We start from the raw sequence: 23,669 nt of genomic DNA, 5'->3' as shown, positions 1-23,669 counted from the left end.
TCACATGGACAACGAACAGACACACCAAGGCCGGGTGGTCCTGGTGACCGGTGGCGGTGGTGGTATCGGTTCGGCAATAGCCGAACAATATGCTCTGCGAGGCGCCGCGGTAGGCATTGTTGACCGCTCAGCCGAGGCAGCGGTTGCCCTCGCCTCCCGGCTGACGGCGGCAGGTCACAGGCTCCACGTTGTTGCCGCGGACGTGGGGCGGTTTGACGACTGTCAGCGTGCGTGTCACAGCATCGAAGCCGCGTTGGGGCCAATCGATACGGTCATCAACAATGCTGGAATTTCGCCCAAGCATGGTGGCCTGCCTGCACCCATCTGGCAGATGGATCCGGCGGAATGGCACCAGGTGATGGACGTCAACTTGAACAGTGTCTTTCACTTCACGCGTTTGCTAGCTCCGGGTATGGTTGAGCGGCGCTTCGGCCGCATCGTCAACATGTCCTCGGTGGCGGGCAAGGCGTACCTGGACATCGTCGCCGCACACTACAGCACCACAAAGGCGGCGCTGATAGGTATGACCCGGCACCTCGCAGGCGAACTGGGTCCCCACGGAATCACCGTCAACGCTCTGGCACCTGGACGCATCGACACTCCCATGGTCGCGGGCGCCCCTGTTGAGGCCAATCAGGCGGTGATCGACGTGACGCCTCTGCGGCGTCTTGGAAAACCCACGGAAGTGGCTGATGCCTGCCTGTTTCTGACCTCCGAACGCGCCAGCTTCATTACCGGGCAGGTCATCGATGTGGCTGGTGGCTGGCTCATGACCTGACCCCCCATTTTGAACAGAACAAACACTATGAGTACCAAGCTGCACAAGAACTTTATTGCTGGCGCGTGGGTCGACGGAGTCTCCGTCGGTTTGAACCTTAACCCTTCGGACACCAACGACGTGATCGGTGAATACGCTCGCGCCGATGCCGCACAGGCCGCACAGGCCATCGATGCCGCCCACGAAGCGCAAAAGCTATGGGCCAATTGCACCGCAGAACAGCGTTCCGATGCGCTGGACCGAATCGGGACGGAAATCTTGGCCCGCCAGGACGAACTGGGCACCTTGTTGTCGCGCGAAGAAGGTAAGACGTTGGCTGAGGGGGTGGGCGAAGTGGTGCGCGCGGGGCGCGTATTCAAGTTTTTTGCGGGTGAAGCCTTGCGTCTAGGCGGCGAAAAACTGCCATCCATCCGCGCCGGTGTCGATGTCGAGGTCAGCCGAGAACCCGAAGGTGTGGTGGGCATCATCACGCCTTGGAACTTTCCTATCGCCATTCCAGCCTGGAAAATCGCGCCTGCCTTGGCCTACGGCAACGCCGTGGTCTTCAAGCCGGCCGATCTGGTCCCAGGTAGTGCCTGGGCGCTGTCTGAAATCATCGCCCGCGCCGGGAAGTTGCCAGACGGCGTCTTCAACCTTGTGATGGGCCCGGGCTCCAAGGTTGGGCAGACGCTCGCAACCTCCCGAAAGGTACGCGCCATCACCTTCACCGGCTCGGTTCAGACAGGTCGCGCCATTGGTTTGACGTGCATGGAGCGCGGTGCCAAGGTCCAGCTGGAAATGGGGGGCAAGAATCCGCTGGTGATCCTCAACGATGCGAATCTCGAACAGGCTGTTTCTGTCGCGATCAACGGGTCGTTCTTTTCCACCGGGCAGCGCTGTACGGGTTCCAGCCGGCTGGTGGTGGAAGATGGCATTCACGATGCGTTCATCGCCGCGATGGCAAAGCGGATGGCCGCACTCAGTGTGAATCACGCGCTCAAGCCAGGAACAGACATCGGTCCAGTCGCCTCCCAGGACCAGTTGGATCAGGACATGCACTACATCGAACTGGGCTGTCAGGAAGGTGGGCGCCTGGTCGCCGGCGGAGAACTGCTGGTGCGTGAGACCCCGGGGTTCTACCTATCGCCAGCACTGATCACCGAGACGCAGAACACCATGCGCATCAACCGCGAAGAAGTCTTCGGTCCTGTGGCGTCCGTCATCCGCGTCAAGGACTACGAAGAGGCGGTGGCAACAGCCAACGACACCGATTTCGGTCTGTCTTCTGGGATCTGCACCACTTCGCTGAAGCACTCGACGGATTTCAAACGCCGCTCAACCGCCGGCATGGTGATGGTCAACGTGCCGACGGCCGGGGTCGACTACCACGCGCCGTTTGGCGGCCGCAAAGGATCCAGCCATGGTCCCCGTGAACAGGGTACTTATGCCCGCGAGTTCTACACCTCAGTCAAAACTGCTTACACCCTGGCCTGACCCATGCAAGTCATCACTGGAAACACCCAAGTCTTTGGCATTCTCGCGGACCCTATTCATCACGTCAAAACACCTCAGAGGATCAACAGCCACTTTGAGGCGGAGGGATTCGATGGCGTGATGGTTCCCATCCATGTCGGCACGGGTCAACTGGCCGCAGTTGTGCAAGGGCTGCGGGTCATGAAAAACCTGGCCGGCTTTGTGGTCACGGTGCCTCACAAGACGGCCATGGTCGATTTGTGCGACGAAGTGTCTGCCCATGCGCGGCTCATCGGGGCGGTCAACGTGGTCCACCGGACGGAACAAGGGCGACTGATCGGCAGCATGCTGGACGGGGAGGGATTTGTCGCGGGACTGCGCCATGAAGGCATCGAGCCGAGGGGCCGAAGTGCCTATCTGGCCGGGGCTGGCGGCGCCGCAAGCGCCATTGCTTTTGCCCTGGCCTGTGCCGGTGTGAGCCGCCTGACCATCGCCAACCGCACCACCGACAAAGTACGCCAGCTCATAGAGCGTATCCGCACGGTGGCGCCTGGAGTGGAGTTGCTGGTCGGGACTGACGATCCCTCCAGACACGACCTGGTAGTGAACGGTACGTCGCTGGGCCTACGCGGTGATGACGCCCTGCCGCTCGATACTGCGCGCCTTCACCCGGAACAGACAGTGGCTGAAATCATCATGCAGCCCGCTGAGACAGCCTTGCTCAAGGAAGCTCGTGCCAGGGGGTGTCGCATTCACATGGGTGCGCCCATGCTCGCCAGTCAGATTCCCCTGATGGCGGCCTTCATGCGTCATGGGCACACCGAAGGAGTAGAGCATGCAGAGTGACGCCTTACTCGCAGCTCTGGGTCAGGTTGTCGGTGAGCGTGGCGTTGTGACCGAAGAGACTGATCTGATCCCCTTTTGTCACGACTGGCGACAAATGTTCGTTGGGCGCCCACTATGTGCCGTGTTGCCGCGCAAAACCCAGGAGGTGGCGGAAGTGGTGCGCCTGTGCTCGAAAGCCGGTGTGGCCGTGGTGCCGTACGGCGGAAATACCGGTTTGTCGGGTGGAGCAACACCCGACGCCAGCGGTCAACAGGTGGTGCTGTCGCTGGCCCGCATGAATGCCATTCGGGACATTGATGTGATAGGCGAGACCATTGAAGTCGAAGCCGGTTGCGTACTCCAAACGGCGCAGCAAGCTGTGAATGAAAAGGGACTATTGCTGCCTATTACCCTTGCTGCAGAAGGTTCGGCGCGCATCGGTGGCATCGTCTCGACTAATGCGGGTGGCACGAACGTGCTGCGCTACGGCATGGCGCGTTCTCGTATTCTGGGGCTGGAAGTCGTCACCGCGGACGGCCAGGTGATCAACGGACTGCGACGCTTGCGCAAAGACAACGCGGGCTACGACTGGAAACAGTGGTTTATCGGCACCGAAGGTACCCTGGGCATTGTGACTGCTGCTGTGTTGCAACTGGCACCCAAGCCGCGCTACCGTGTTACGGCTTTGCTGGCCGTTCCGTCTCCGGCCGATGCTTTGAGGGTGCTCTGCGCCGCTCGGGCAGCGATAGGCGAGACGCTGACCGGGTTTGAATTGATGTCGGGTGCATCTCTGGAGCGGGTGAGCCGACACCAGCATCTCAAGGTACCTCTGGGCGATTCAGCTTGGTACGTGCTTCTGGAGGCCAGTTCCTCTTTGCCTGGGCTGCGTGACGCCACGGAGGCTTTCCTGGGCGAAGTGCTCGAACAAGAGATCGCCTCCGATGGTGTGGTGGCGGAATCCGAGCGCCAGGAAGCGGATTTGTGGGCCTTACGCGAATCCATCACGGAAGCTGAGGGTCGAGAGGGTCGTTCGGTCAAACATGACGTATCCGTGCCCATCTCGGCAATACCGGACTTTCTGAAGGCAGCCGATGAGGCGGTAATGTGCGCCTTTCCCGAAGCACGCATCAACACGTTCGGTCATGCTGGTGACGGCAACCTTCACTACAACGTGATTGTCCCGGCGTCGCTGGATGCCTCAGCACTTAACAGGCCGTTGAAAAAGTGCTCTTCGAACGCATCAAGGTCGTGGATTTCGAAGAAGCAAGTCGCCCAGACGCGCCCACGAATCAAATTCGAGGGCCATTTCGGCCTGTTTGCAGGCCGTTTTGCCCGTTTCGGGCGCACGTATCCCATGGCTCACGCATGATGCGCGTCCCACCAGCCACCCAGACTGCCCATGCGCACCAGGTTGTAGGTGGCAAAGCACAGCAGCGCCTGGCCCGCGAGCTTGGCCTGACCGATCAGCTTGGTCTTGGCCAGACCACCCACGGTCTTGATCCAGCCAAAGGCCTCCTCGATGCGCTTGCGCACCTTCAGGCTGGTCTTGTAGCTCTCGTGCCGCGTGACTCTGGCGTCGACCGCCGAGTGCTTGTCCTTGGCCGCCACGTGTGGCGTGACCAAAAGCCGGCGGCAGCCCTTGATGAAGGCCTTGCTGTCGTAGCCCTTGTCGGCCCCGACCGTGGCCCGCTTGTTCCTGTTGCCCCGGCGCCCCAGCATGGCCAGCGCCGCTTCGCGCTCGGCGGTGCCACTGGCGTGGGTGATCTCGACATCCACGATCAGCCCGTTGCGGTTTTCCATGAGGATGTGCCCCATGTGGCACAGGCGGGACTTGTCACCCGCGCTCTTCTTGAACAACCGTGCATCAGCGTCCGTGGTGCTTTGGTGGGTGTCGTTGCAGCGCTCCTGTCCTTTGAAGTCCACCTCGGGATTGCGTCCGGGCGGCGTGTCGCTGTCATCGTCTTTGCGCTTGAAGCTCTTGTGCGAGGCCCAGGCTTCGATGAGCGTGCCGTCCACGCTGAAGTGCTCGTCGCTGGCAAGCCGCCCCCACTGGGCGCTGAGCTTGACGCGCTCGAAGAAGGCACGGGCGAGGTCTTCGTTGAACAAGCGTTCGCGGTTGGCGCTGAAGGTGGAGTGGTCCCAGACCTTGTCTTCGATGTTCAGGCCCACGAACCAGCGGTACAGCAGGTTGTAGTTGACCGCCTCGACCAGTTGGCGCTCGCTGCGGATGGAGAACAGGATCTGCAGCAGCAAGGCCTTGAGCAGCATCTCGGGCGGCACCGAGGGGCGCCCGCGGCGGGCATACACCGCTTCGAACTCGCTGTGCATCGTCGCCAGCAGCGCATCGACCACGGCGCGCAACTTGCGCAGCGGGTGTGCCGCTGGCACGCGCTCTTCAAGGCTGATGTAGCTGAACATCGCCCCCTGGAAGTCTTGGTTGCCTCTCATCGTCCTCGTCTGGGTTGTTCGCCGATGGCTTCAGATCGTAGCGGCCCACACGGGCGGCGGCGAAGGATTTTTCAACGGCCTGTTAACCGGCTGGTGCACGACGTCGTGGTCGAGTTCGGCGGAAGTATCTCGGCAGAACACGGCATCGGTCAGTACCGGGTAGACGAACTCGTGCGGTGTCGAGCCCCGCTTGAATTGCACATCGCACGGCGTATCAAGCAGGCCATCGATCCTCAGAACACCCTGAACCCTGGCAAGGTGCTCGCCCTCCGTTGATCGCCGTGGAATCAATCATTAATGAAGTTCTAATGGACATGGAAACCTACGATTACGTGATTGTTGGAGGTGGCACGGCTGGCTGCGTGCTCGCAGATCGCCTGAGCGCATCGGGCAAGCACCGAGTGCTGCTGATCGAAGCGGGAGGAGAGCCATCGAGCCCGTGGATTGGCATCCCGGCCGGATTCAGCAAACTGCTGACAAACAAAAAATACAACTGGCTGTTCAAGACCACACCTGAAGAAAACACCAATGGGCGGGTCATCTCGGTACCACGTGGGAAGGGCCTGGGCGGATCCAGCCTGATCAACGGCATGATTTATGTGCGTGGGCAGCCCGGCGATTACGACGCCTGGGCAGCTGCGGGAGCAACCGGCTGGGGCTACGCTGACATAGAGCCCTATTTCCGGCGCCTGGAAAGCTACTCGCTCGGCGGTGAAACGCGTGGCAAGTCGGGGCCGCTTCAGTTGGACCAGGTACGCGAACGGTTTCCCATCTCAGATGCATTCTTGAAGGCGGCGGAGCAAGCTGGTCAAGTCTTTAACGAGGATTACAACTCGCCCACCCAGGAAGGCTTTGGCTACTACCAGGTCAACCAGCTCAATGGACAGCGCTGCAGTGCCTACGACGCCTACCTTAAGCCGGCGCGTTCTCGGTCGAATCTGGTGATCCGAACCGGGGCTCATGTGCTGCGACTTGAACTGCAAGGCACTCGATGCACGGGAGTGACCTACCGTCGCGAGGGACGCGAGTTCACGGTGGCGGCCTCGTCGGAGGTCATCATGGCCGCAGGCGCTATTCAGACCCCTCAGATTCTCGAGCTGTCGGGCATTGGTCGTCCCGAGTTGTTGCAATCACTTGGCATCCCGGTGAGACATGCTTTGCCTGGGGTGGGTGAGAACTATATAGACCACTTCGCCACGCGGATGAACTGGCGCGTTAAGAACACGGTCACCCTGAACGAGATGTCCCGAGGTTGGCGCCTGGTACGCGAGGTTGCCAAGTATTTCAGTACACGCAAAGGTATCTTGACTCTGGGAACTGGCCTCGTCCATGGCTTTGTCAAAACCCGCTCGGATCTGCCCTCGCCAGATGCACAGTACTTCGTGGTGCACGCGAGCTACGCCAATGCCGCCGAGCGTATCCTCGACCGTGCGCCGGGGATGACGATAGGAGTAACGCAGTTGCGCCCGGAGTCCCAAGGCACTATTCATGTTCGGTCCGCAGATCCGTTTGATCAGCCAGCGATCCGGCCCAATTTCCTGGCCAGCGAGGTGGACCAACAGTGCATCGTCAGCAGCATGAAACTCGCGCGCCACATCATGTCGCAGCCCGCGATGGCACATTTCATCGAGCATGAAATGAATCCAGGTGCCTCGGTTGTCTCAGATGCTGACTGGCTTGAGTTTGCCCGCAAAGATGGTCAGACCATCTACCACCCGTTAGGCACCTGTCGCATGGGCACTGATGACCGGGCGGTTGTCGACCCTCGGCTGAAAGTCAAGGGACTGAATGGGCTGCGCATTGTCGACGCCTCAGTGATGCCCAAGATGGTCTCAGGCAACATTCAGGGCGCCGTCATAATGGTCTCGGAAAAAGGCGCCGATTTGATTCTCGGTGATCGCCTGTCCTGAGGGCGTTACAGGAATCTCCGGGTAGGCGTTGATATCCACTGATTTACGTTTCTGAAGCATATGATCACTGGTATTCGCCCCACTCTAGAGGATGTGGCTCGGCTTGCAGGTGTTTCCTTGGGCAGCGCCTCACGTGCGCTGTCGGTGCCCCACCAGGTAAAACCTTCTACCTTGGAACGTGTGAGTCGGGCAGTTGATCAGTTGGGGTATGTGCGCAATGGTCCGGCAATGGCTTTGGCTTCTCGGCGTACCCGTACTATTGCGGCCATATACCCTTCGCTTGATAACCCCATCTTTGCTGTTTCAATCCAGTCCCTTCAGCAAACACTGTGGGACTTGGGTTACCAACTCCTGGTTGCCAGCCATGAATACAAGCCTGAGCGGGAGTTTGGTCTTTTGCGATCCTTTGTTGAGCGGGGGGTGGATGCGGTAGTGTTGGTTGGTACCGATCACGATGACTCGGTATTTGAGTTATTGAGTCAGTACAAGCTGCCTTATGTACTGACATGGTCGATGGACGATGCCAACCGCCGACCATGTGTCGGTTTCTCTTACTACGACGCGGCTTTCAAGATGGCGCAGGTAGTGATGGAACACGGTCATACTGAAATTGCCATCTGTCCCGGGCAGTCCTACCGCAATGAGCGGGTCCGGGCCCGTATTGCCGGCACGCAGGCAGCGATGCAGGGTGCGGGGCAGACCCTGCGCCCGGAACGAATCATTGAACAGCCCTTTACTTTTGAGGGGGGGCGGCAGGCAGTGCGTTTGGTCTTGGCCACTCAAGTCAGGCCCACAGTCCTTATTTGTGGCAACGATTTGATCGCCATCGGCGCTATGGCTGAGTGCAGAGATCAGGGGGTCAATGTACCGGAAGATCTATCTATCACAGGCTCCGACGATATTGAGTTGGCCAGTTTAGTTGAACCACAGCTGACCACTGTGCATGTGCCCAAGGTCGAAATCGGATCACTGGCAGCCAACCGCATAGTGAATTTGATCGAAGGATCTTCAGATGCGTCGGATTCGCTGTTGTCGACACGGGTTGTGCTTAGGGACAGCCTGAAGAGAATCATTTAAAGAAGGCGGTATGCGATGAGCAACCTGTTCTCTCCTTATTCGTTGGGGGCCCTAAGCCTCAAAAACCGGATCGTCATTGCCCCCATGTGCCAGTATTCCGCACACGAGGGTAATGCTGGGGATTGGCATCTGGTACACCTTGGGCACCTGTTGCTGTCCGGTGCTGGCTTGTTGATTCTGGAGGCCACAGCAGTAACGAGAGAGGGTCGTATCTCACATCAGGATTTGGGCTTGTGGTCGGAAGTTAATGAGGATTCGTTGAAACGAACTCTCACCAAAGCGCGCCAATTCTCAACCATGCCTGTTGCCATACAGTTGTCGCATGCAGGCCGCAAGGCTTCAAGTCATGTCCCCTGGGAAGGTGGGCAACTGATACCGACAGATCAGGGTGGTTGGGCTCCCTTGGCGCCTTCTGCCGTGTCGCATCTCGAAGGGGAACCAGCTCCCATCGAACTTGACAAGGCTGGCATGGAGCGTATCCGTTGTGCCTTTGCAGACGCCGCCGAAAGGGCGTACCGTGTTGGCATAAATGCCATCGAGGTACATGCCGCGCACGGTTACCTGTTGCACCAGTTCTTGTCGCCTTTGTCCAATTTCAGACGAGATGAATACGGTGGGAAACTGGAAAATCGAATGCGTTTTCCGCTAGACGTTTTCGAAGCTGTTCGAGCGGCAGTACCGTCCTCTATACCTGTCGGTGTTCGGATCTCCGCTACCGATTGGGTGGACGGTGGTTGGGACATCGAGCAGAGCGTAGCCTTCTGTTCCGAGCTGAAGCGGCGGGGTGTGGCGTTTGTGCATGTCTCCAGCGGCGGGGTTTCTCCGCTTCAGAAAATTCCTATCGGCCCTAATTACCAAGTTGGACTGGCCGAACGGATTCGCCAGGCCACGGGTTTGCCGACCGTCGCTGTTGGACTGGTGACGGAGGCTCAGCAGGCAGAAGATATCGTCGCAGAAGGCCGTGCAGATTTGGTCGGATTGGCCAGAGCGATTTTGTTCAACCCTCGCTGGCCATGGCACGCTGCGGCCACCTTGGGCGCCGAAGTTGAGGCTCCGCCACCCTATTGGCGATCACAGCCTCGTGGGTTGACTCACCTTTTTGGGGACACCCGTATCGGACAGCGCTGACTTTGCCCGGCGGTATTTGCTCTGGTCAGTGCAACCTATTCGATTGCTGGCTTTCCTCGATGTTGAGGCTCCTTATTTCACGTTATCAAACAGCAAACTCATGAAAATCCTTGTACCAGTGAAACGCGTGGTGGACTACAACGTGAAGGTACGCGTGAAGGCCGACGGGTCGGGCGTGGACATCGCGAACGTCAAGATGAGCATGAACCCGTTCGACGAGATTGCGGTGGAAGAGGCGGTGCGCCTGAAAGAAAAGGGTGCGGCCACTGAAGTGATCGCCGTCTCCTGCGGCGTGGCGCAATGCCAGGAAACGCTGCGCACCGCCATGGCCATCGGCGCCGACCGAGCCATTCTGGTGGAGACCGATGCCGAACTGCAGCCCCTGGCCGTGGCCAAGCTGCTCGCTGCCCTGGTGGCCAAGGAACAGCCCGGCCTGGTGATTCTGGGCAAACAAGCCATTGACGACGACGCCAACCAGACCGGCCAGATGCTCGCTGCGCTCACCGACCTGCCGCAGGCCACCTTCGCCAGCAAGGTCGAAGTCGCAGACGGCCAAGCCAGCGTCACCCGCGAGATCGACGGTGGCCTGGAGACCCTCAGCGTCAAGCTGCCCGCCGTGGTCACCACCGACCTGCGCCTGAACGAGCCGCGCTACGTCACCCTGCCCAACATCATGAAGGCCAAGAAAAAGCCGCTGGAAACCGTCAAACCCGAAGACCTCGGTGTGGACGTCACCCCGCGCCTGAAGACCCTGAAGGTGGCCGAGCCCGCCGGGCGCAAGGCCGGCATCAAGGTGGCTGACGTCGCTGCCCTGGTGGACAAGCTGAAAAACGAAGCCAAAGTGATCTGAAGAAGGTCAGGAAGAATCATGACCGCACTCGTCATTGCAGAACACGACAACGCCAGCTTGAAGGGCGCCACGCTCAACACCGTCACCGCCGCCGCCCAGCTCGGTGGTGAAGTGCACGTGCTGGTGGCCGGGCACAACGCTGCCGCTGCCGCCCAAGCCGCCGCCCAGGTCCAGGGCGTGGCCAAAGTCATCCACGCCGACGGCGACAGCCTGGCCCACGGCCTGGCCGAGAACGTCGCGGCCCAGGTGCTGGCCATCGCTGGCAACTACAGCCACATCCTCTTCCCCGCCACCGCCAGCGGCAAGAACGTGGCACCCCGTGTGGCCGCCAAGCTCGACGTCGCCCAGATCAGCGACATCACCAAGGTCGTCAGCCCCGACACCTTCGAGCGCCCCATCTACGCGGGCAACGCCATTGCCACCGTGCAAAGCGCCGACAAGGTCAAAGTCATCACCGTGCGCACCACCGGCTTCGACGCTGCGGGCCAAGGCGGCAGCGCTGCCGTGGAAACCCAGGCCGCAGCGGCTGACAGCGGCAAGAGCCGCTTCGCGGGCAGCGAGATCGCCAAGAGCGAGCGCCCCGAGCTGACGGCAGCCAAGATCATCGTCTCGGGTGGTCGCGCACTGGGCAGCTGCGAGAAGTTCAACGAAGTCATCACCCCGCTGGCTGACAAGCTGGGTGCGGCCATCGGTGCCAGCCGTGCGGCGGTGGACGCGGGCTACGCCCCGAACGACCTGCAAGTGGGCCAGACCGGCAAGATCGTGGCGCCGCAGCTGTACATCGCCTGCGGCATCAGCGGGGCGATCCAGCACCTGGCGGGCATGAAGGACTCCAAGGTGATCGTGGCGATCAACAAGGACCCGGAGGCGCCGATCTTCTCGGTGGCCGACTATGGGCTGGAGGCGGATTTGTTCCAAGCAGTGCCAGAATTGGTGAAAGCTCTGGGTTGATCGGCGGTGGATCGACTATCCCCGGGGCTCCACCTTCACTTGAGTGGTCGATGATAGATGCACGATCTGGTTGGGTTCTTCGTCATATGTCCAGCTCCTCGGCCAGATCCAGTGCGTCGTCCACTTCAATGCCCAGATAGCGCACCGTGCTTTCCAGCTTGGTATGCCCAAGCAGAATCTGAACAGCCCTGAGGTTCTTGGTTTTCTTATAGATCAAGGATGCTTTGCTGCGACGCATCGAATGCGTTCCGTACGCAGTTGTGTCCAACCCGATTTCACCGACCCGTCGATGAACCAGCCTCGCGTATTGGCGGGTTCCAATGTGGGGAGAACCGTGTAGTCGGCTCGGGAAGAGATAGTCCTCCGACTTGAGTCCTGCTTGGCATATCCAAGCGTCAACATCTTCGCGAGTCGTCGGGGTGATTTCAAACTGGACTGGCCGTTGTGTTTTGCGTTGCATCACCATGGGGCTTTGTTGCATAAATCGGCCATAGGCCAAGGCATCCCCAATCCCAAATAGATTTACGCAGCAGCGACCGTCTGGGGCGTGCCCAGAGCGGTAAATTGATTGAGGATTGAAGCTCGGATGTGCAGCTCGGTCACCTGGCGCTCAAACGTCCTGGCCATGACCTTCTCGCCCAGGCGCTTGAAGCAATTCATCTTGGTCTCCACCAGTGACCTTCGGTGGTAGCCGCTCCAGCGTTTCCAGATAGCCCGCCCCAACTGCCTACACGCCTTGACCGCTTCATTGCGGTGAGCAAATGCCAGCCCTTTGCGCAGCTTCGCTCCTTTGCGCGGCGGGATGATTGGAATGGCTCCCCGCAGGTAGCACGCCTTATGTACATCCTGCGTGTCGTACGCCCCATCACCGGTAAAGCTAGCTATCTCTTCATTGCTTGGAATTTGACCTAGCAGGTCTGCTGCCATGGGCGAGTCGCCCACTTCATTGGTTGTTACTGCGATGGCCCGAATCTGCAGTGTCTGGGCATCAATACCCAGATGCACCTTGCGCCACTGGCGGCGCCGCTGTGCGCCGTGCTTTTTGGTTTTCCACTCACCTTCGCCCAAGAACTTGATGCCCGTGGAGTCGGCCAGCATGTGCAAGCCTTTGTCACTTGCACGGTAGCGCACCTGCACATCCAAGCTCTTTTGCCTGCGACACACCGTGCTGTAGTCGGGCACTGGCCAATCCAGGCCTGCCATACCCAATAGCGACTCAACCAGGCCCAGTGTCTGGCGCAAGGGCTGGCCAAACAAGCACTTGATGGTCAGGCAAAACTGAATGGCCGCATCTGAGAATTTTTGGCAACGACCACGCTTGCCCGTGGGCTGAGCTAGCCCGGATATTTCACCGTAGTAGAGCCACAAACGAGGACGGCATTGCCCTTGTGTGCCCGAAAATCCAGGTGTCGAATCTTGATCAACGAGCGGGCAATGCCGAAGCCAAACTGTACCGAAGAAATTGACGTTGGGAGCATGGACTTTGGCCGGTTGGGCCGGCGCGTGGTGCAGGGGTGTTTTGACGGCGGCAGCATGACCAGCGATGGTGGCGTGATGCTGCTTGGCCAGGTCGATCGCAAGCTGGGCTTGATGGATGCGGCGGCGCGCTGCATCGCCGATCCGCGCAATCCGCTACTGATCACGCACGACGTGCGCGACATGTTGCGCCAGCGGGTGTACGGCCTGGCGCTGGGCTGGGAAGACCTCAACGACCACGGTGCTCTGCGCTGTGACGTGGCTGTGCAGACGGCTGTTGGCGTGGACCACGAGATTGCCAGCGCGCCTACGCTTTGCCGACTGGAGAAATGGGCCGACCGTGCCACGGCGTGGCGGCTGCACGAGGTGTTGGTCAAGCAGTTCATCGCCAGCTTCGAGAGCGCGCCCGAAGAGTTGGTGCTGGACTTTGATGCCACCGACAACCCGTTGCACGGCCAGCAGGAGGCACGCTTCTTCCATGGTTACTACGACAGCTACTGCTACCTGCCCCTGTACGTGTTCTGCGGCCAGCAACTGCTGTGCTCCTACTTGCGGCCCAGCAACATCGATGCGGCGCAGCACGCTGGGGCTATCCTCAAGCTGCTGGTGCGCCGACTGCGCCAGAGTTGGCCGCAGGTGCGCATCGTGTTTCGGGCCGACTCAGGGTTCTGCCGCCAACGCATCCTGAACTGGTGCGAGCGCGCCGGCGTGCACTACATCGTGGGTCTGGCGCGCAATGCACGGCTGCAGGCGCGCGTGGCGTTTGCCGAACTCTCAATGAAAGACGAATACGAGCGCAGCGGGGCCAAACAGCGCATGGTCGATGAATTCGACTACGCCGCACAGAGCTGGCCGCACGAGCGGCGCGTGATCACGCGGCTTGAATGGGGCGCGCAAGGCTGCAACCCGCGCTTCATCGTGACAAACCTTGCCGGTGATCCCCAGGCGCTGTACGACGGCGTGTACTGCCAGCGCGGCGAGGCGGAGAACCGGATCAAGGAAGCGCAGGTAGGGCTGTTCGCCACGCGCACGAGCTGCCATGTGCTGCGCTCCAACCAACTGCGCATGCTGCTGGCCGCGCTGGGCTACGTGCTGGTAGAGAGGCTGCGCGCGTTGGCGTTGCAGGGCACAGAGCTGGCCACGGCGCAGATCGACACGCTGCGCATGAAGCTGCTCAAGGTGGCGGCAGTGGTGACGCGCAACACGCGGCGCATCCGCCTGTACCTGGCCTCCAACTGGCCCAGTGCGCAGACCTTCGCGCACGCCATGAGCCAGCTGCGCTCACCCTGAACACACCAGCAGCGCCTGGCCGGCGCGATGAAACAAAAACGGCCCGCAACCCAAGCCGGGGTGGGGGTCAGTGCGACCGCATTGCGCATGCCAACCATCACACCCATGGCTGCGGCCAACATCGTGGCCTTGCTCGCTCAAATCCGCGCCGCGATGCCCCGCTGCGCAGGCCGTTGCCTACATGCGTGAAATATCCGGGCTAGCCACTGCATATCCCTATCGAGCCAAATGGTCAGCTCACCTCGCGCCTTCAACGCTGCGTTGTAAGCCTTCCAGTTCGTTGTGCGGTACTTAACCCGACCCCAGCTCGTCTCTCTCATCTCCCGAGCCTACATCAGCTGCGACCGGCATTTGTGCAACAACGCCCCTCAAATAACTCCCTGACCTTGGCCTCATGTGTTGCCAGCGTGTTCATCGGCAGACCAGCAACCAAGCGGCGAATTTCCACTTCGGTCTTACCGCGCAGCTCGTTCGCATAATCGCGCAGAAAATAATAGAGGCCACCCAAGAAGAGGGCCTTGTATTCGGGCGAGTCCGCGTAATTTTCTGTGATGGCTCGGGTTTGACGGGCACTGGTTTGGAGCACAACGTCTTGACCTACGAAATACTCCGCACCATTGACTGTGACATTCGCGCCAGAAAGTGCGGCCATTCCAATAGATGTTTTGTGAACCGCAGTCACATGCGAGCACTGGCTGGGGAATTGGAATGCCTTGATCGTGTCGTTTTTCTCGCGGCGAGATGCACCTTTGACAGAGAAATAACCAATATCGAGAGCTACGACGGGAATTTGAAACATGGAATTGGCCATATCTGAATGAGTAAGATTTGGGAACGAGCAGAATCATCCCCGATTCGTGGGTAAAAACGAATCTCCCCAAGGCACTGATACGGTCGGATGCCCAATTAAAATTGCAAAGAAGGGCGACATTAATCGCCGTACTGGCCTGAGATTGGCGCATGCGAGGCCACCCATTGCCACGCAGCAAACGAACTGGTTGCGCACGCATGATGCAACGGGCAATGAGAGGCCAGTCGCAAGCCAGACACGGGCCCTTTGCGACACGGCCCCTCAACGACAGCTGGAACGCATGTCATTGACTGGCCTCTTCAAGGCCACTGGGCGGCGATGCGTCGCGGCAGGCAACCCAATAAGGATGTGCCCCGGCCTTCGCCGGCATCACAAAATCTGCCGCGCACGATGAACAGATGCCGGACCTGCCACCAGCCCATCGCCGCAGGCTTCGGCTCTCTCCAGGCCCCCACGTCGTAAGCCCAAGAGGTCGCGGATAGGGTCCAGCACAACCCAGAGCACCACGCGTCCTCCCGTTCAGACCCATCACCAAGGGCCGGTCGCCCCCCCTTTTTGCCCCCGCACAAAACGTTCTCACCCAAGGAGAACCATTGTGCCAAGCCAGCCCCCATGCGGGTTTCGGGGCGAAACACGAATTCCAAACGGTTTTCGGCGGGTTTTTGGAGAAAAATCAGCCTGCAAAAAAGTGACTTTTGATACTTTTCATGTCAGAATCCACCAGCAACGGCCCTCGGGTTGTTCCTGGGCTTCATGCCCAACCTTCAAAGTTGCCGCTCGCGGCGTTCAAACCAGCTTCAGATCCTGCGCACAGTGGGATGGTCGAAGCAAACCAAAGAAGGCCCGTCTGGGTCTCGATGCTGGGGAAGTTCCCCAGCCACTGTTAGTTCCAACTGACTGAAGTAGTGAATCCCTCCGATGTTTATTCGGAAAGGTTCTAGCTCTACGTACCGATCAATACCGGAAGCTTGATTGCTTCGTTGTGTTGGACATTCCAAAGCCACATCTGCCCTCGTGCACATACCCGGAAGAAATTCCAATATGGGTCACTGTGTAGTTGAGGTGAGCAGATGAAGAGCGGGATGTCTGATGCCGGATATTGAAACGCGTGCGGCGCCCATCGCCTGGGTTCCGTAGAAAGTAGAGTGAAGAGGTTCGACCGATGATCGAACTCAGTTTGCCACTTACGGCACTGCCTGCCTTGGACGACGCCTTGTTGCGTTTACCTTGGTGACCCATAGCGGGTGACTGGGCACAAGTTTTTACCGTGTTGATTTCGTACCAATGATGTACGGATCAAACCGGGTGTTGATTGCTTGTGTTCCTCACCGTCCACGCGGGGGAGCTGCATTGTGTGTTCCGTTCTTTTCACACATTGCACCGGGAGACTTCACTAAAAGTATTCCAAAGACGGAACTGGATATCGGATGGATTGAGGTTGGCTACCTTGATCTGAGTTGGGAAGGATTTCAGCTGGATCGGATCGGTGATTCAGGCTGGTTGCCCTGGAATAGGGCGGGGTGAGTGCGCGCGGGTTGCTTGTTTGGCTGCTCGCTGGGGTAATTGCTGGGGTAATTGTTGGGTGGGATCTCGGAATCCCGGCTTGTGGCGCAAGATTCGCCGGGTGCTCCGTTAATGCGGACATTCGCAGGTGGATTGCGCCTGGTATTGCGTGGCGATGCACGGGATTGGCTCGTGCAGGTATTTCCATGGGCATTGGGCTCGGAAATGCTGGCCACGCAATGAGGCGGTGCACCTTTACAGGCTCGGGCATATCGGGTCATTCCAATGTGAATAGGCTTGCAGGGACGGCTTTCCAGAGAATCAGCGCGATATTCCGGGATAGTCCCCGTGCGCGGGCTTTCGCTGCGTGTTCACGGCTCTCGGCCACGCGGCTTTGGTTTTTTGGGGCATTGGGGACTTTTGATGTTCTCGCGGCTCCACTGCGGCGGTCGGTATCGCGGCCATGGTCGGCCAAAAGCCATTTGTGTTCCGGCCTATGGTGATAGGCGCCCCCTTATCGCATGGGCCTCAGTGCGTGCGACCAGCCGCTCCAAACACGCCGAACCCTTCAAGTTTTCCTGACGCCTATTCCTATCCGAATTCACGGACGTTTCGCTTCCATGAGTCGGCAGCGAATCAGGAAAGAGTTTGGCAGGAAGAATTTCCTCGGAAATGCGCGGGCCAACTTCCACGGACCAGCGGCGGGGCATATCCAGAGATTCAGAGCAGGTTCGCGTTGTCATGTTCGCGGCCAACATCCTCGGCGGTTTGTGGCCGGTTTTTCCGATTAACTTATTTCTCGCGGTATCTGACGCATTCGCATGTGCACAGGGTAAGTGCCGTCGTTTTCAGTTATTCCAGATAAAACGTTTGCGCCGAAACTTTCTCGGCCAAATAATGCTGGAGAACATGCGACAAGGGCTGTTGACAGAAAGGGCGTCCGCAATAAACTGAGCGCATTCAACAGAAAGTAATTTGTTGAACATCGCACCTCGGATTACAGGGGCCTTGTGAAAACAGGAGAAAGATAATGCGCGGAACCTCGACCCTATTTCAGGTCTCGTTCAAACATCGCCTGCTCGGCGGCAAGCACGCACAGCTGGCAGATGCCGTCCTCACCGGCATGTCCACCGAAGGCTACAAAGCAGCCTATCTGCGGATGGATGATGAAGGCAATATCGCGCGCACCAATCCCATGCGCATTTTCTGCGGAAAAGCCCGCTCAGATGTTGCCGCCGACTGAAAACTGACCCACTTAGAGGGCATGTGCCGCTTCAAAACTGACCCAGGTGTTTTACTTGCCTTGCCTAAATATTGGGCAGGGAAAATGCAAGGTGATCACCATGGAAATGTTGGGAAGAATTCGACGGATGTACATGCGCGACAAGGTGTCGTTGCATGAGATAGCCAAGCGCACGGGCCTATCGCGCAACACGGTGCGAAGCTGGCTGAGGAAGCCAGAGGAGGTGAAGGAGCCCGTCTACAGCCGCACGGCGGGCTTCAACAAGCTCAATGCGTATGTGGCCGAACTGGAGCAGTCGCTCAAGGCCGATGCGCATCGACCCAAGCAGAACCGTCGCACGGCACGCGCCTTGTTTGCGCAAATCAAGACCAGCGGATATGAGGGTGGGTACACCCGCGTCACGGACTTTATCCGGGCCTGGCGCGTCGACGCTGGCAAGGACGCCCGGGCGTTCGTGCCACTGAAGTTCGAGATGGGCGAGGCGTTCCAGTTCGACTGGAGCGAAGAGGGCTTGGTGGTGGGCGGTATCTACCACCGCATGCAGGTGTCGCACATGAAGCTGTGCGCCAGCCGCGCATTCTGGCTGGTGGCCTACCCCAGCCAGGGTCACGAGATGCTGTTTGACGCCCACACCCGTTCCTTTGCGGCGCTCGGTGGCGTGGCTCGCCGGGGTATTTACGACAACATGAAGACGGCCGTGGACAAGGTCCCGCGCGGCAAAGGCGGACAAGGTGGCAAGGGCCGCATCGTCAACGCACGCTTTGCCGTGATGTGCGCACATTACCTATTCGATGCCGACTTCTGCAACGTAGCCAGCGGCTGGGAGAAAGGGGTAGTGGAGAAGAACGTGCAGGACAGCCGCCGACGCATCTGGATCGACGCGACCCGGATCAAGTTCGGCAGCTTCACCGAACTCAACGCCTGGCTGGGCCAGCGCTGCCGCGCGTTGTGGGACGAGGTGCGCCATCCCGAGCACACCCAGTTCAGCGTGGCCGAGATGCTCGAACACGAGCGCGCGCACCTCATGCCCATGCCGGTGCCCTTCGATGGCTACGTCGAGAAACCCGCGCGGGTCTCCAGCACCTGCCTGGTGTCGGTGGCGCGCAACCGATATTGCGTGCCGTGCGAACGGGTGGGGCAGATGGTCAGCACACGGCTGTACCCGGGCAGCGTGGCCATCGTGGCCGACGACACCATCGTGGCGCGCCACGAGCGGCTGAGCAACGCGGGCGAGACCCGGTACGACTGGCAGCACTACATCCCGCTGCTGCAGAGGAAGCCCGGTGCCCTGAGGAACGGCGCGCCCTTTGCCGACATGCCCGAGGTCCTGCAGCGGCTGCGCCGAGGGCTGCTGCGCAACCCGGGTGGCGACCGGGTGATGGCGCAGGTGCTGGCCATTGTGCTCAGCGCCGGTCTGGACGCGGTGCTGGTGGCCATCGAGCTGGCACTGGAGAGCGGTCCACCGGGCAAGGTCAGCGTGGAGCATGTGGTCAACGTGCTGAACCGGCTCAACGCGCAGCCGATACCGCCCACGGCGGCCACACTGTTGAAGGCCCCGATGGCCACCCAAATTCCCCCGCCTATGGCCACCTCAAACTCCCCCACCTGAACTGATCGGGGATAGGGGTTAAACGCCGGCGCCGTCGGCACCTGTTGGCAGGACATTGATCCGGTCTTCCTCGAGGGAAGGCCAAGGAGTGAATGTCTTGAAGTCCAACCAACGCGCCACCATAGAGACACTGCTGGAGCGCAATACATCGCAACGCGAGATCGCCCGCATCACGGGCATCGACCGCAAGACGGTCAGGAGCTATCACCAACGCTGGCTGGAGCAACTGCAGTCAAATTCCCCCGGGGTGGCCACCGGCTCGGCCCAGCAAATTCCCCCACCCTGGCCACCGGCTGCTGTGCCGGTGGCCACCTCCCTGTGCGAACCCTGGCGCGAGTTCATCGAAGCCCAGTTGCGTCTGAAGCGCAACGCCATGGCCATCTTCCAGGACCTGGTCGACCAGCACGGATTTACTGGTCAGTACAACTCGGTCAAACGCTTCTGTGCAAAGCTGCGCCACAAGGAGCCCGAGCAGTTCGACCGCCTGTCCTTTCTGCCTGGGGAGGAGATGCAGGTGGACTACGGCGAGGGCGCGCCCACCCGCGTGCCGGGCAGCGAGCGGTACCGCAAGCCCCGCCTGTTCGTGGCCACGCTGCGCTACTCGCGCGCCAGTTTCCGCTGCGTGGTCTGGAAGTCCAGCCAGCAAATCTGGGCCGAGTTGCACGAGCAGGCTCTGCGGTAATTCGGTGGCTGCCCGCAGTACGTGGTTCTGGACAATCTGAAGGAAGGCGTCTTCAAGCCCGACCTGTACGAGCCCGAACTCAACAAAGTCTACGCCGCCACCCTGGCGCACTATGGCGTGGTGGCCGACCCGGCGCGGGTGCGAGACCCCAACCGCAAGGGCACGGTGGAGCATGCCATTGGCCACACCCAGGCCACGGCCTTGAAGGGCCGGCGCTTTGAGTCCATCGAGGCCCAGAACGAGTTCCTGGCGCACTGGGAGAAGAGCTGGGCAGCCAAGCGCATCCACGGCACCGAGCGGCGCCAGGTGCAGGCCATGTTCGAGGAGGAGCGCAGCCACCTCAAACCTCTGCCGCTCCTGGGCATGCAGTATTTCGAGGAGGCGGTGCGCACCGTCTGCGACGACAGCTGCGTGCGGGTGGATCACAGCAGCTACGCCGCTCGCCCGGCGAACATCGGCTCCAAGGTGCTGGTGCGCATCTATGCCCAGCGCATCGAGATCCGCGATCTGCAAACCGGCGCCTTGCTGCGCACCCACGCCAAGGCCGAGCGGCCCGGCACGGTGGTGCTGCCCATGGAGGAGCGGGTATTCAATCCTTCGCGCGAGACCCGTCTGATCCTGCGTCAGGCTGGCGAGATCGGTGAGCACGCCAAACGGCTGTGTGAGCTGCTCTTTGCCATCGAGGGTCGGGTGTGCGCTGCTCGCGCAACCGGCGTTCGACGGAACCTTCGGCCTGGGGACCGGCCTTGCCACGGTAGATCGACTTGATGGTCGCGATGGCCGTGGCATCCGTCCCCAATTGGTTGGCCAGCACCTTGACCATGTTGGCCGGAAAGCTGTCCGTCACGCCGGCCAACCTGCCAGTCAGTCCAAGAAACATGAGCTGGAGGGCGTAGCCCAGGCGCAAATCTAGAGGCGGCCGCCCGCGCTTAGCGTTGCCATCGTCATCGACGCGGCTGACGATGGGGATCGCTGCGAGTTGCTCGTCGCTGAGCCTGCAGTGCTCGATCGCCTCTGCCTCCGTCATCTTTGAGGGAAGCTGTTGCTTGCCGAGGAACTTGTACCGATAGCTCGCCATCGCGCCTCCAAAGACTGGATTGCGAGCCACTATACGGGCACGGTCGCAGGCGCCCGACGAGTCCGATTGACCAACTGGTCAGTTGTGAATCGCAGAGCACCACGATGACGACGCCGATCCACTTCAGTTGTCACTGGAGGTAGGTTGAACCCGGCCTGCAGGTTTCGGGTCGTTTTGGAATTTTGTCGACGATTCCCAAAAAACCGAGATGACCCCACCACGGGCGACATGGAGACTGTGGCCCAGCTCCTTGGGCACGCCAGTATCGATTGCTCGCAGCGCTACGTGGATGTGGACCTGGCCACACTGGAGGATATGTTTGCAAATGCGCTATAGCAAAGCTCATTTAGAAGAGGCGCACTTGACGAATCAGGGTGCCTTACTTTATAGTAAGGCAAAGGATTCAAAATCATGTCTACTGCCACTCTCACATCCAAGGGCCAGATCACCATTCCTGCCGAAGTACGCCATGACCTCAAGGTTGATGCGGGCGACCGCGTGGAATTTGTGCAGATCGCGCCAGGTCGTTACGAATTCGTTGCCGCTACCAGCGAGGTTACTGCGCTGAAGGGGATGTTTGGAGTGGCAAAGCAGGCCGTGGCCATTGAATCCATGAATGCGGCCATTGCGCAGCGCGGAGCTGCTGCCCGATGATCGGCTTAGATACGAACGTCCTTGTGCGCTACATCATGCAGGACGATCCCAAACAGTCAGCAAAGGCGACCAAGCTGATTGAGTCCCTGGATGCCGACAGACCGGGCTACATCACCATGGTCTCAGTTGTTGAGCTGTATTGGGTGCTGACATCTTGCTACGAGCTAACTGGACAGCAGGTAGCGCAAGCGTTGGAGGTGATGTTGCGAACCAAACAGTTGCTGGTTGAGCGTGCCGATCAGGTGATGCGTGCTCTGCGAGTGTTTGGAGAGGGCGGTGCAGATTTTGCCGACTGTCTGATTGAGCGCTCGGCTTCTGGGGCAGGCTGTGCCGAGACGATGACGTTTGATATCAAAGCATCTAAGCACGCAGGCATGACTTTGATTGCTTAAAGAATAGAAGGAAAGAACACTGTCAGGCTGGACGCTCAAAGCGTTTGCGCTCATCTTCATCGGCCTCGTGCTGATGTTTCGCCCGACGATAGCCCTGCAGGCCTACGGTGTGCACGTGGCACTCATCATCGCGATGATTGCACCGGCCGTTCTGCTGGCCATGGCTCAAGTGGACGTATGCAGCGCAAAGCTCCAAGCCATGTTTGCAGATGCCATCTGATATATGGCTTGCTATATGGCAAGCACTGCCATATACTGCAATACATGGCAGTAAATCACACATCCACTCATAGGCCGACTGCTCGCGTCGGTTGGAACAACCGTTCGCAGACGGTCACGATGCCGCTCGAATACCGGTTTCCTGAGTCTGTGCGCGAGGTGTTCATCCGCCGAGATGGTGAGAGCGTCGTTTTGACGCCGCGCCCCAGCGACTGGTCGGGTTTTTTCGCTTCTGGCATGAAGGCTTCCACTGACTTCATGGCGGATATCGAACGTATGCCCATTCAGGAGCGCTCGTTTTGAGTTCACCAATGTTCATGCTGGACACGGATACGTGCATCTTCCTCATGCGAGGTGAGTCCCAGACGCTGGCGGTTAAGGTTCAGTCGGTGCCTCTACAGCAACAGGTGATGTCAGCTGTGACGTTCGCCGAACTGACCTATGGCGTGCAGGCTTCCGCCGTCGCTAAGCGCAAACAGAATCAAGCCGTTCTCGATAGTTTGGCTTTGCACTTGGCTGTTCTGGACTGGCCTCAAGAGGCGGCGAAACACTACGCCGAGATTCGTGCCGATCTAAAAAAACGAGGCGCGCAGCTCGGCGCTGCTGATCTCATGATTGCGGCACATGCGCGCGCCATGGGAGCCGTCATCGTCACGAACAATGTGAAGGACTTCGGGCGCGTGAAGGGCCTGCAAGTCGAGAACTGGACTAAATAGGAAAGCATGCAACGCCCTGAATACCTAGCTCTCGATGGGCACGGCCTTGAATACAGCCGCCAGGCTTTGACCATTGGCGAGCTGCCTTTGGAGGTGCGTGCTGCGGCGCTCGAAGAGGCAACAAGCACGATTGCTAAGAAGACTGGATTGGTGGCCGTGAAGCGCATTCCGTTCGGAGCGCCAGTTTTCACCGCATTCGCTGACATGAATCGGCCAAAAGCAAAGCATCACTCAGAATCTGAACTACTCCTGGTCACTGGTGATGATGTACCGCTCGGATACTGTCCCAGCTACGACTGAAAGGAATCCATGCTTACACAGAAAAGTCTTGAAGGGCTACTGCGCGTTGCCGCTCAGAAGAAGGTGGACGGGCTACAGAACGAAGACGAATTCGTCGTTCGGAGGTTGAATTACCAGCGCAGTGAGCTTTTGGGTCTGCAAGAGGCTTTTGGGAGCGACCCGGCATACAAGGAAGAAGTCCAGTCGATAGCCGCAGAAATCTCCCGAATTGACGATGCCTTGGGTGCTTACCCAGCAGCCACATTCTCCGTAGCAACTGCCTGAAGCACGAAGGAAT

At 59.5% G+C, this 23,669-nt stretch carries 21 protein-coding genes and 5 pseudogenes; 21 read left to right on the top strand and 5 right to left on the bottom strand.

Annotated features, from left to right (window positions below):
• The first annotated feature begins 4 nt into the window (after window positions 1–4).
• From PQV96_RS21450 to PQV96_RS21435, 4 genes are read left to right on the top strand one after another with little or no spacing between them, the layout of a single operon-like run.
• Window positions 5–778, top strand: a complete 774-nt coding sequence (locus PQV96_RS21450) for an SDR family oxidoreductase (protein WP_196995838.1) — start codon at window positions 5–7, stop codon at window positions 776–778.
• Between the two features lie 27 nt (window positions 779–805).
• Window positions 806–2,251 carry an aldehyde dehydrogenase family protein gene (locus PQV96_RS21445; protein ID WP_196995837.1) on the top strand — a complete coding sequence of 482 codons (1,446 nt, stop codon included), beginning with the start codon at window positions 806–808 and terminating at the stop codon, window positions 2,249–2,251.
• A 3-nt stretch (window positions 2,252–2,254) separates the two neighbouring features.
• Window positions 2,255–3,076, top strand: coding sequence for a shikimate dehydrogenase family protein (locus PQV96_RS21440; RefSeq protein ID WP_273625380.1), 822 nt, complete (start codon window positions 2,255–2,257; stop codon window positions 3,074–3,076).
• Window positions 3,066–4,424, top strand: coding sequence for an FAD-binding oxidoreductase (locus tag PQV96_RS21435; protein WP_273625379.1), 1,359 nt, complete (start codon window positions 3,066–3,068; stop codon window positions 4,422–4,424). The genes PQV96_RS21440 and PQV96_RS21435 overlap by 11 nt, the downstream gene beginning before the upstream one ends.
• Here PQV96_RS21435 and PQV96_RS21430 read toward each other — a convergent pair.
• Complete coding sequence (locus PQV96_RS21430) at window positions 4,415–5,503, bottom strand: IS5 family transposase (RefSeq protein WP_125958923.1); 1,089 nt, start codon at window positions 5,501–5,503, stop codon at window positions 4,415–4,417. The two genes, PQV96_RS21435 and PQV96_RS21430, sit on opposite strands and share 10 nt — an antisense overlap.
• 81 nt (window positions 5,504–5,584) lie before the next feature.
• On the opposite strand from PQV96_RS21430, the pseudogene PQV96_RS21425 reads away from it, so the two are divergent.
• The 6 genes and pseudogenes from PQV96_RS21425 to PQV96_RS21400 all read left to right on the top strand — a co-directional run.
• Window positions 5,585–5,779, top strand: a pseudogene (locus tag PQV96_RS21425) (FAD-binding oxidoreductase); the annotation flags it as partial.
• A 38-nt stretch (window positions 5,780–5,817) separates the two neighbouring features.
• Complete coding sequence (locus PQV96_RS21420; protein WP_273625402.1) at window positions 5,818–7,413, top strand: GMC family oxidoreductase; 1,596 nt, start codon at window positions 5,818–5,820, stop codon at window positions 7,411–7,413.
• Between the two features lie 60 nt (window positions 7,414–7,473).
• On the top strand, window positions 7,474–8,490 hold the full coding sequence (locus PQV96_RS21415; RefSeq protein WP_273625378.1) for a LacI family DNA-binding transcriptional regulator: 1,017 nt from the start codon (window positions 7,474–7,476) through the stop codon (window positions 8,488–8,490).
• Window positions 8,491–8,505: 15 nt separating this feature from the next.
• Window positions 8,506–9,618: an NADH:flavin oxidoreductase/NADH oxidase gene (locus PQV96_RS21410; RefSeq protein ID WP_196995833.1), complete on the top strand. Its 1,113-nt coding sequence runs from the start codon at window positions 8,506–8,508 to the stop codon at window positions 9,616–9,618.
• A 100-nt stretch (window positions 9,619–9,718) separates the two neighbouring features.
• Window positions 9,719–10,468 (top strand): electron transfer flavoprotein subunit beta/FixA family protein, encoded by a 750-nt coding sequence (locus PQV96_RS21405; protein ID WP_273625376.1) that lies wholly within the window; start codon window positions 9,719–9,721, stop codon window positions 10,466–10,468.
• A gap of 18 nt (window positions 10,469–10,486) precedes the next feature.
• Window positions 10,487–11,419, top strand: a complete 933-nt coding sequence (locus PQV96_RS21400; protein ID WP_273625375.1) for an electron transfer flavoprotein subunit alpha/FixB family protein — start codon at window positions 10,487–10,489, stop codon at window positions 11,417–11,419.
• An 82-nt stretch (window positions 11,420–11,501) separates the two neighbouring features.
• Here the strand turns inward: PQV96_RS21400 and PQV96_RS21395 are convergent.
• Together PQV96_RS21395 and PQV96_RS21390 are read right to left on the bottom strand one after the other, a co-directional pair.
• Window positions 11,502–11,885: pseudogene (locus tag PQV96_RS21395) on the bottom strand (tyrosine-type recombinase/integrase); the annotation flags it as partial.
• A gap of 56 nt (window positions 11,886–11,941) precedes the next feature.
• Window positions 11,942–12,757: pseudogene (locus PQV96_RS21390) on the bottom strand (IS5-like element ISAav2 family transposase); the annotation flags it as partial.
• A 96-nt stretch (window positions 12,758–12,853) separates the two neighbouring features.
• Between PQV96_RS21390 and PQV96_RS21385 the strand changes: the two are divergent.
• Complete coding sequence (locus tag PQV96_RS21385; protein WP_273625374.1) at window positions 12,854–14,185, top strand: IS1380 family transposase; 1,332 nt, start codon at window positions 12,854–12,856, stop codon at window positions 14,183–14,185.
• A gap of 197 nt (window positions 14,186–14,382) precedes the next feature.
• Here the strand turns inward: PQV96_RS21385 and PQV96_RS21380 are convergent.
• Window positions 14,383–14,505, bottom strand: a pseudogene (locus tag PQV96_RS21380) (IS5/IS1182 family transposase); the annotation flags it as partial.
• Between the two features lie 14 nt (window positions 14,506–14,519).
• Window positions 14,520–14,984 carry a ParM/StbA family protein gene (locus PQV96_RS21375; RefSeq protein WP_273625373.1) on the bottom strand — a complete coding sequence of 155 codons (465 nt, stop codon included), beginning with the start codon at window positions 14,982–14,984 and terminating at the stop codon, window positions 14,520–14,522.
• Window positions 14,985–17,529: 2,545 nt separating this feature from the next.
• Here PQV96_RS21375 and PQV96_RS21370 point away from each other — a divergent pair.
• The 10 genes and pseudogenes from PQV96_RS21370 to PQV96_RS21325 all read left to right on the top strand — a co-directional run bounded on the left by PQV96_RS21370 (window position 17,530) and on the right by PQV96_RS21325 (window position 23,656).
• Window positions 17,530–17,742: a hypothetical protein gene (locus PQV96_RS21370; protein WP_273625372.1), complete on the top strand. Its 213-nt coding sequence runs from the start codon at window positions 17,530–17,532 to the stop codon at window positions 17,740–17,742.
• A 100-nt stretch (window positions 17,743–17,842) separates the two neighbouring features.
• Window positions 17,843–19,351 (top strand): IS21 family transposase, encoded by a 1,509-nt coding sequence (istA, locus tag PQV96_RS21365; RefSeq protein ID WP_273625371.1) that lies wholly within the window; start codon window positions 17,843–17,845, stop codon window positions 19,349–19,351.
• Window positions 19,352–19,439: 88 nt separating this feature from the next.
• Window positions 19,440–20,750: pseudogene (gene istA / locus PQV96_RS21360) on the top strand (IS21 family transposase); the annotation flags it as partial.
• A gap of 772 nt (window positions 20,751–21,522) precedes the next feature.
• A complete protein-coding gene (locus PQV96_RS21355; protein WP_066695292.1) occupies window positions 21,523–21,765 on the top strand; it encodes an AbrB/MazE/SpoVT family DNA-binding domain-containing protein in 243 nt (80 codons plus the stop codon).
• On the top strand, window positions 21,762–22,157 hold the full coding sequence (locus PQV96_RS21350) for a PIN domain-containing protein (protein ID WP_003049909.1): 396 nt from the start codon (window positions 21,762–21,764) through the stop codon (window positions 22,155–22,157). The genes PQV96_RS21355 and PQV96_RS21350 overlap by 4 nt, the downstream gene beginning before the upstream one ends.
• A 67-nt stretch (window positions 22,158–22,224) precedes the next feature.
• Window positions 22,225–22,377 (top strand): hypothetical protein, encoded by a 153-nt coding sequence (locus tag PQV96_RS21345; protein WP_170207438.1) that lies wholly within the window; start codon window positions 22,225–22,227, stop codon window positions 22,375–22,377.
• Window positions 22,378–22,496: 119 nt separating this feature from the next.
• Window positions 22,497–22,679 carry an AbrB/MazE/SpoVT family DNA-binding domain-containing protein gene (locus tag PQV96_RS21340; RefSeq protein WP_066695288.1) on the top strand — a complete coding sequence of 61 codons (183 nt, stop codon included), beginning with the start codon at window positions 22,497–22,499 and terminating at the stop codon, window positions 22,677–22,679.
• 8 nt (window positions 22,680–22,687) lie between these two features.
• Window positions 22,688–23,092 (top strand): type II toxin-antitoxin system VapC family toxin, encoded by a 405-nt coding sequence (locus PQV96_RS21335; RefSeq protein WP_066695287.1) that lies wholly within the window; start codon window positions 22,688–22,690, stop codon window positions 23,090–23,092.
• A gap of 6 nt (window positions 23,093–23,098) precedes the next feature.
• A complete protein-coding gene (locus tag PQV96_RS21330; RefSeq protein ID WP_156445191.1) occupies window positions 23,099–23,392 on the top strand; it encodes a hypothetical protein in 294 nt (97 codons plus the stop codon).
• Window positions 23,393–23,401: 9 nt separating this feature from the next.
• Window positions 23,402–23,656 carry a hypothetical protein gene (locus PQV96_RS21325; protein WP_066786278.1) on the top strand — a complete coding sequence of 85 codons (255 nt, stop codon included), beginning with the start codon at window positions 23,402–23,404 and terminating at the stop codon, window positions 23,654–23,656.
• Window positions 23,657–23,669: the final 13 nt, after the last annotated feature.

This window comes from Acidovorax temperans (assembly GCF_028596105.1).
GTDB lineage: Bacteria > Pseudomonadota > Gammaproteobacteria > Burkholderiales > Burkholderiaceae_C > Acidovorax > Acidovorax temperans.
This window is presented reverse-complemented; position numbering and strand designations above follow the sequence as displayed.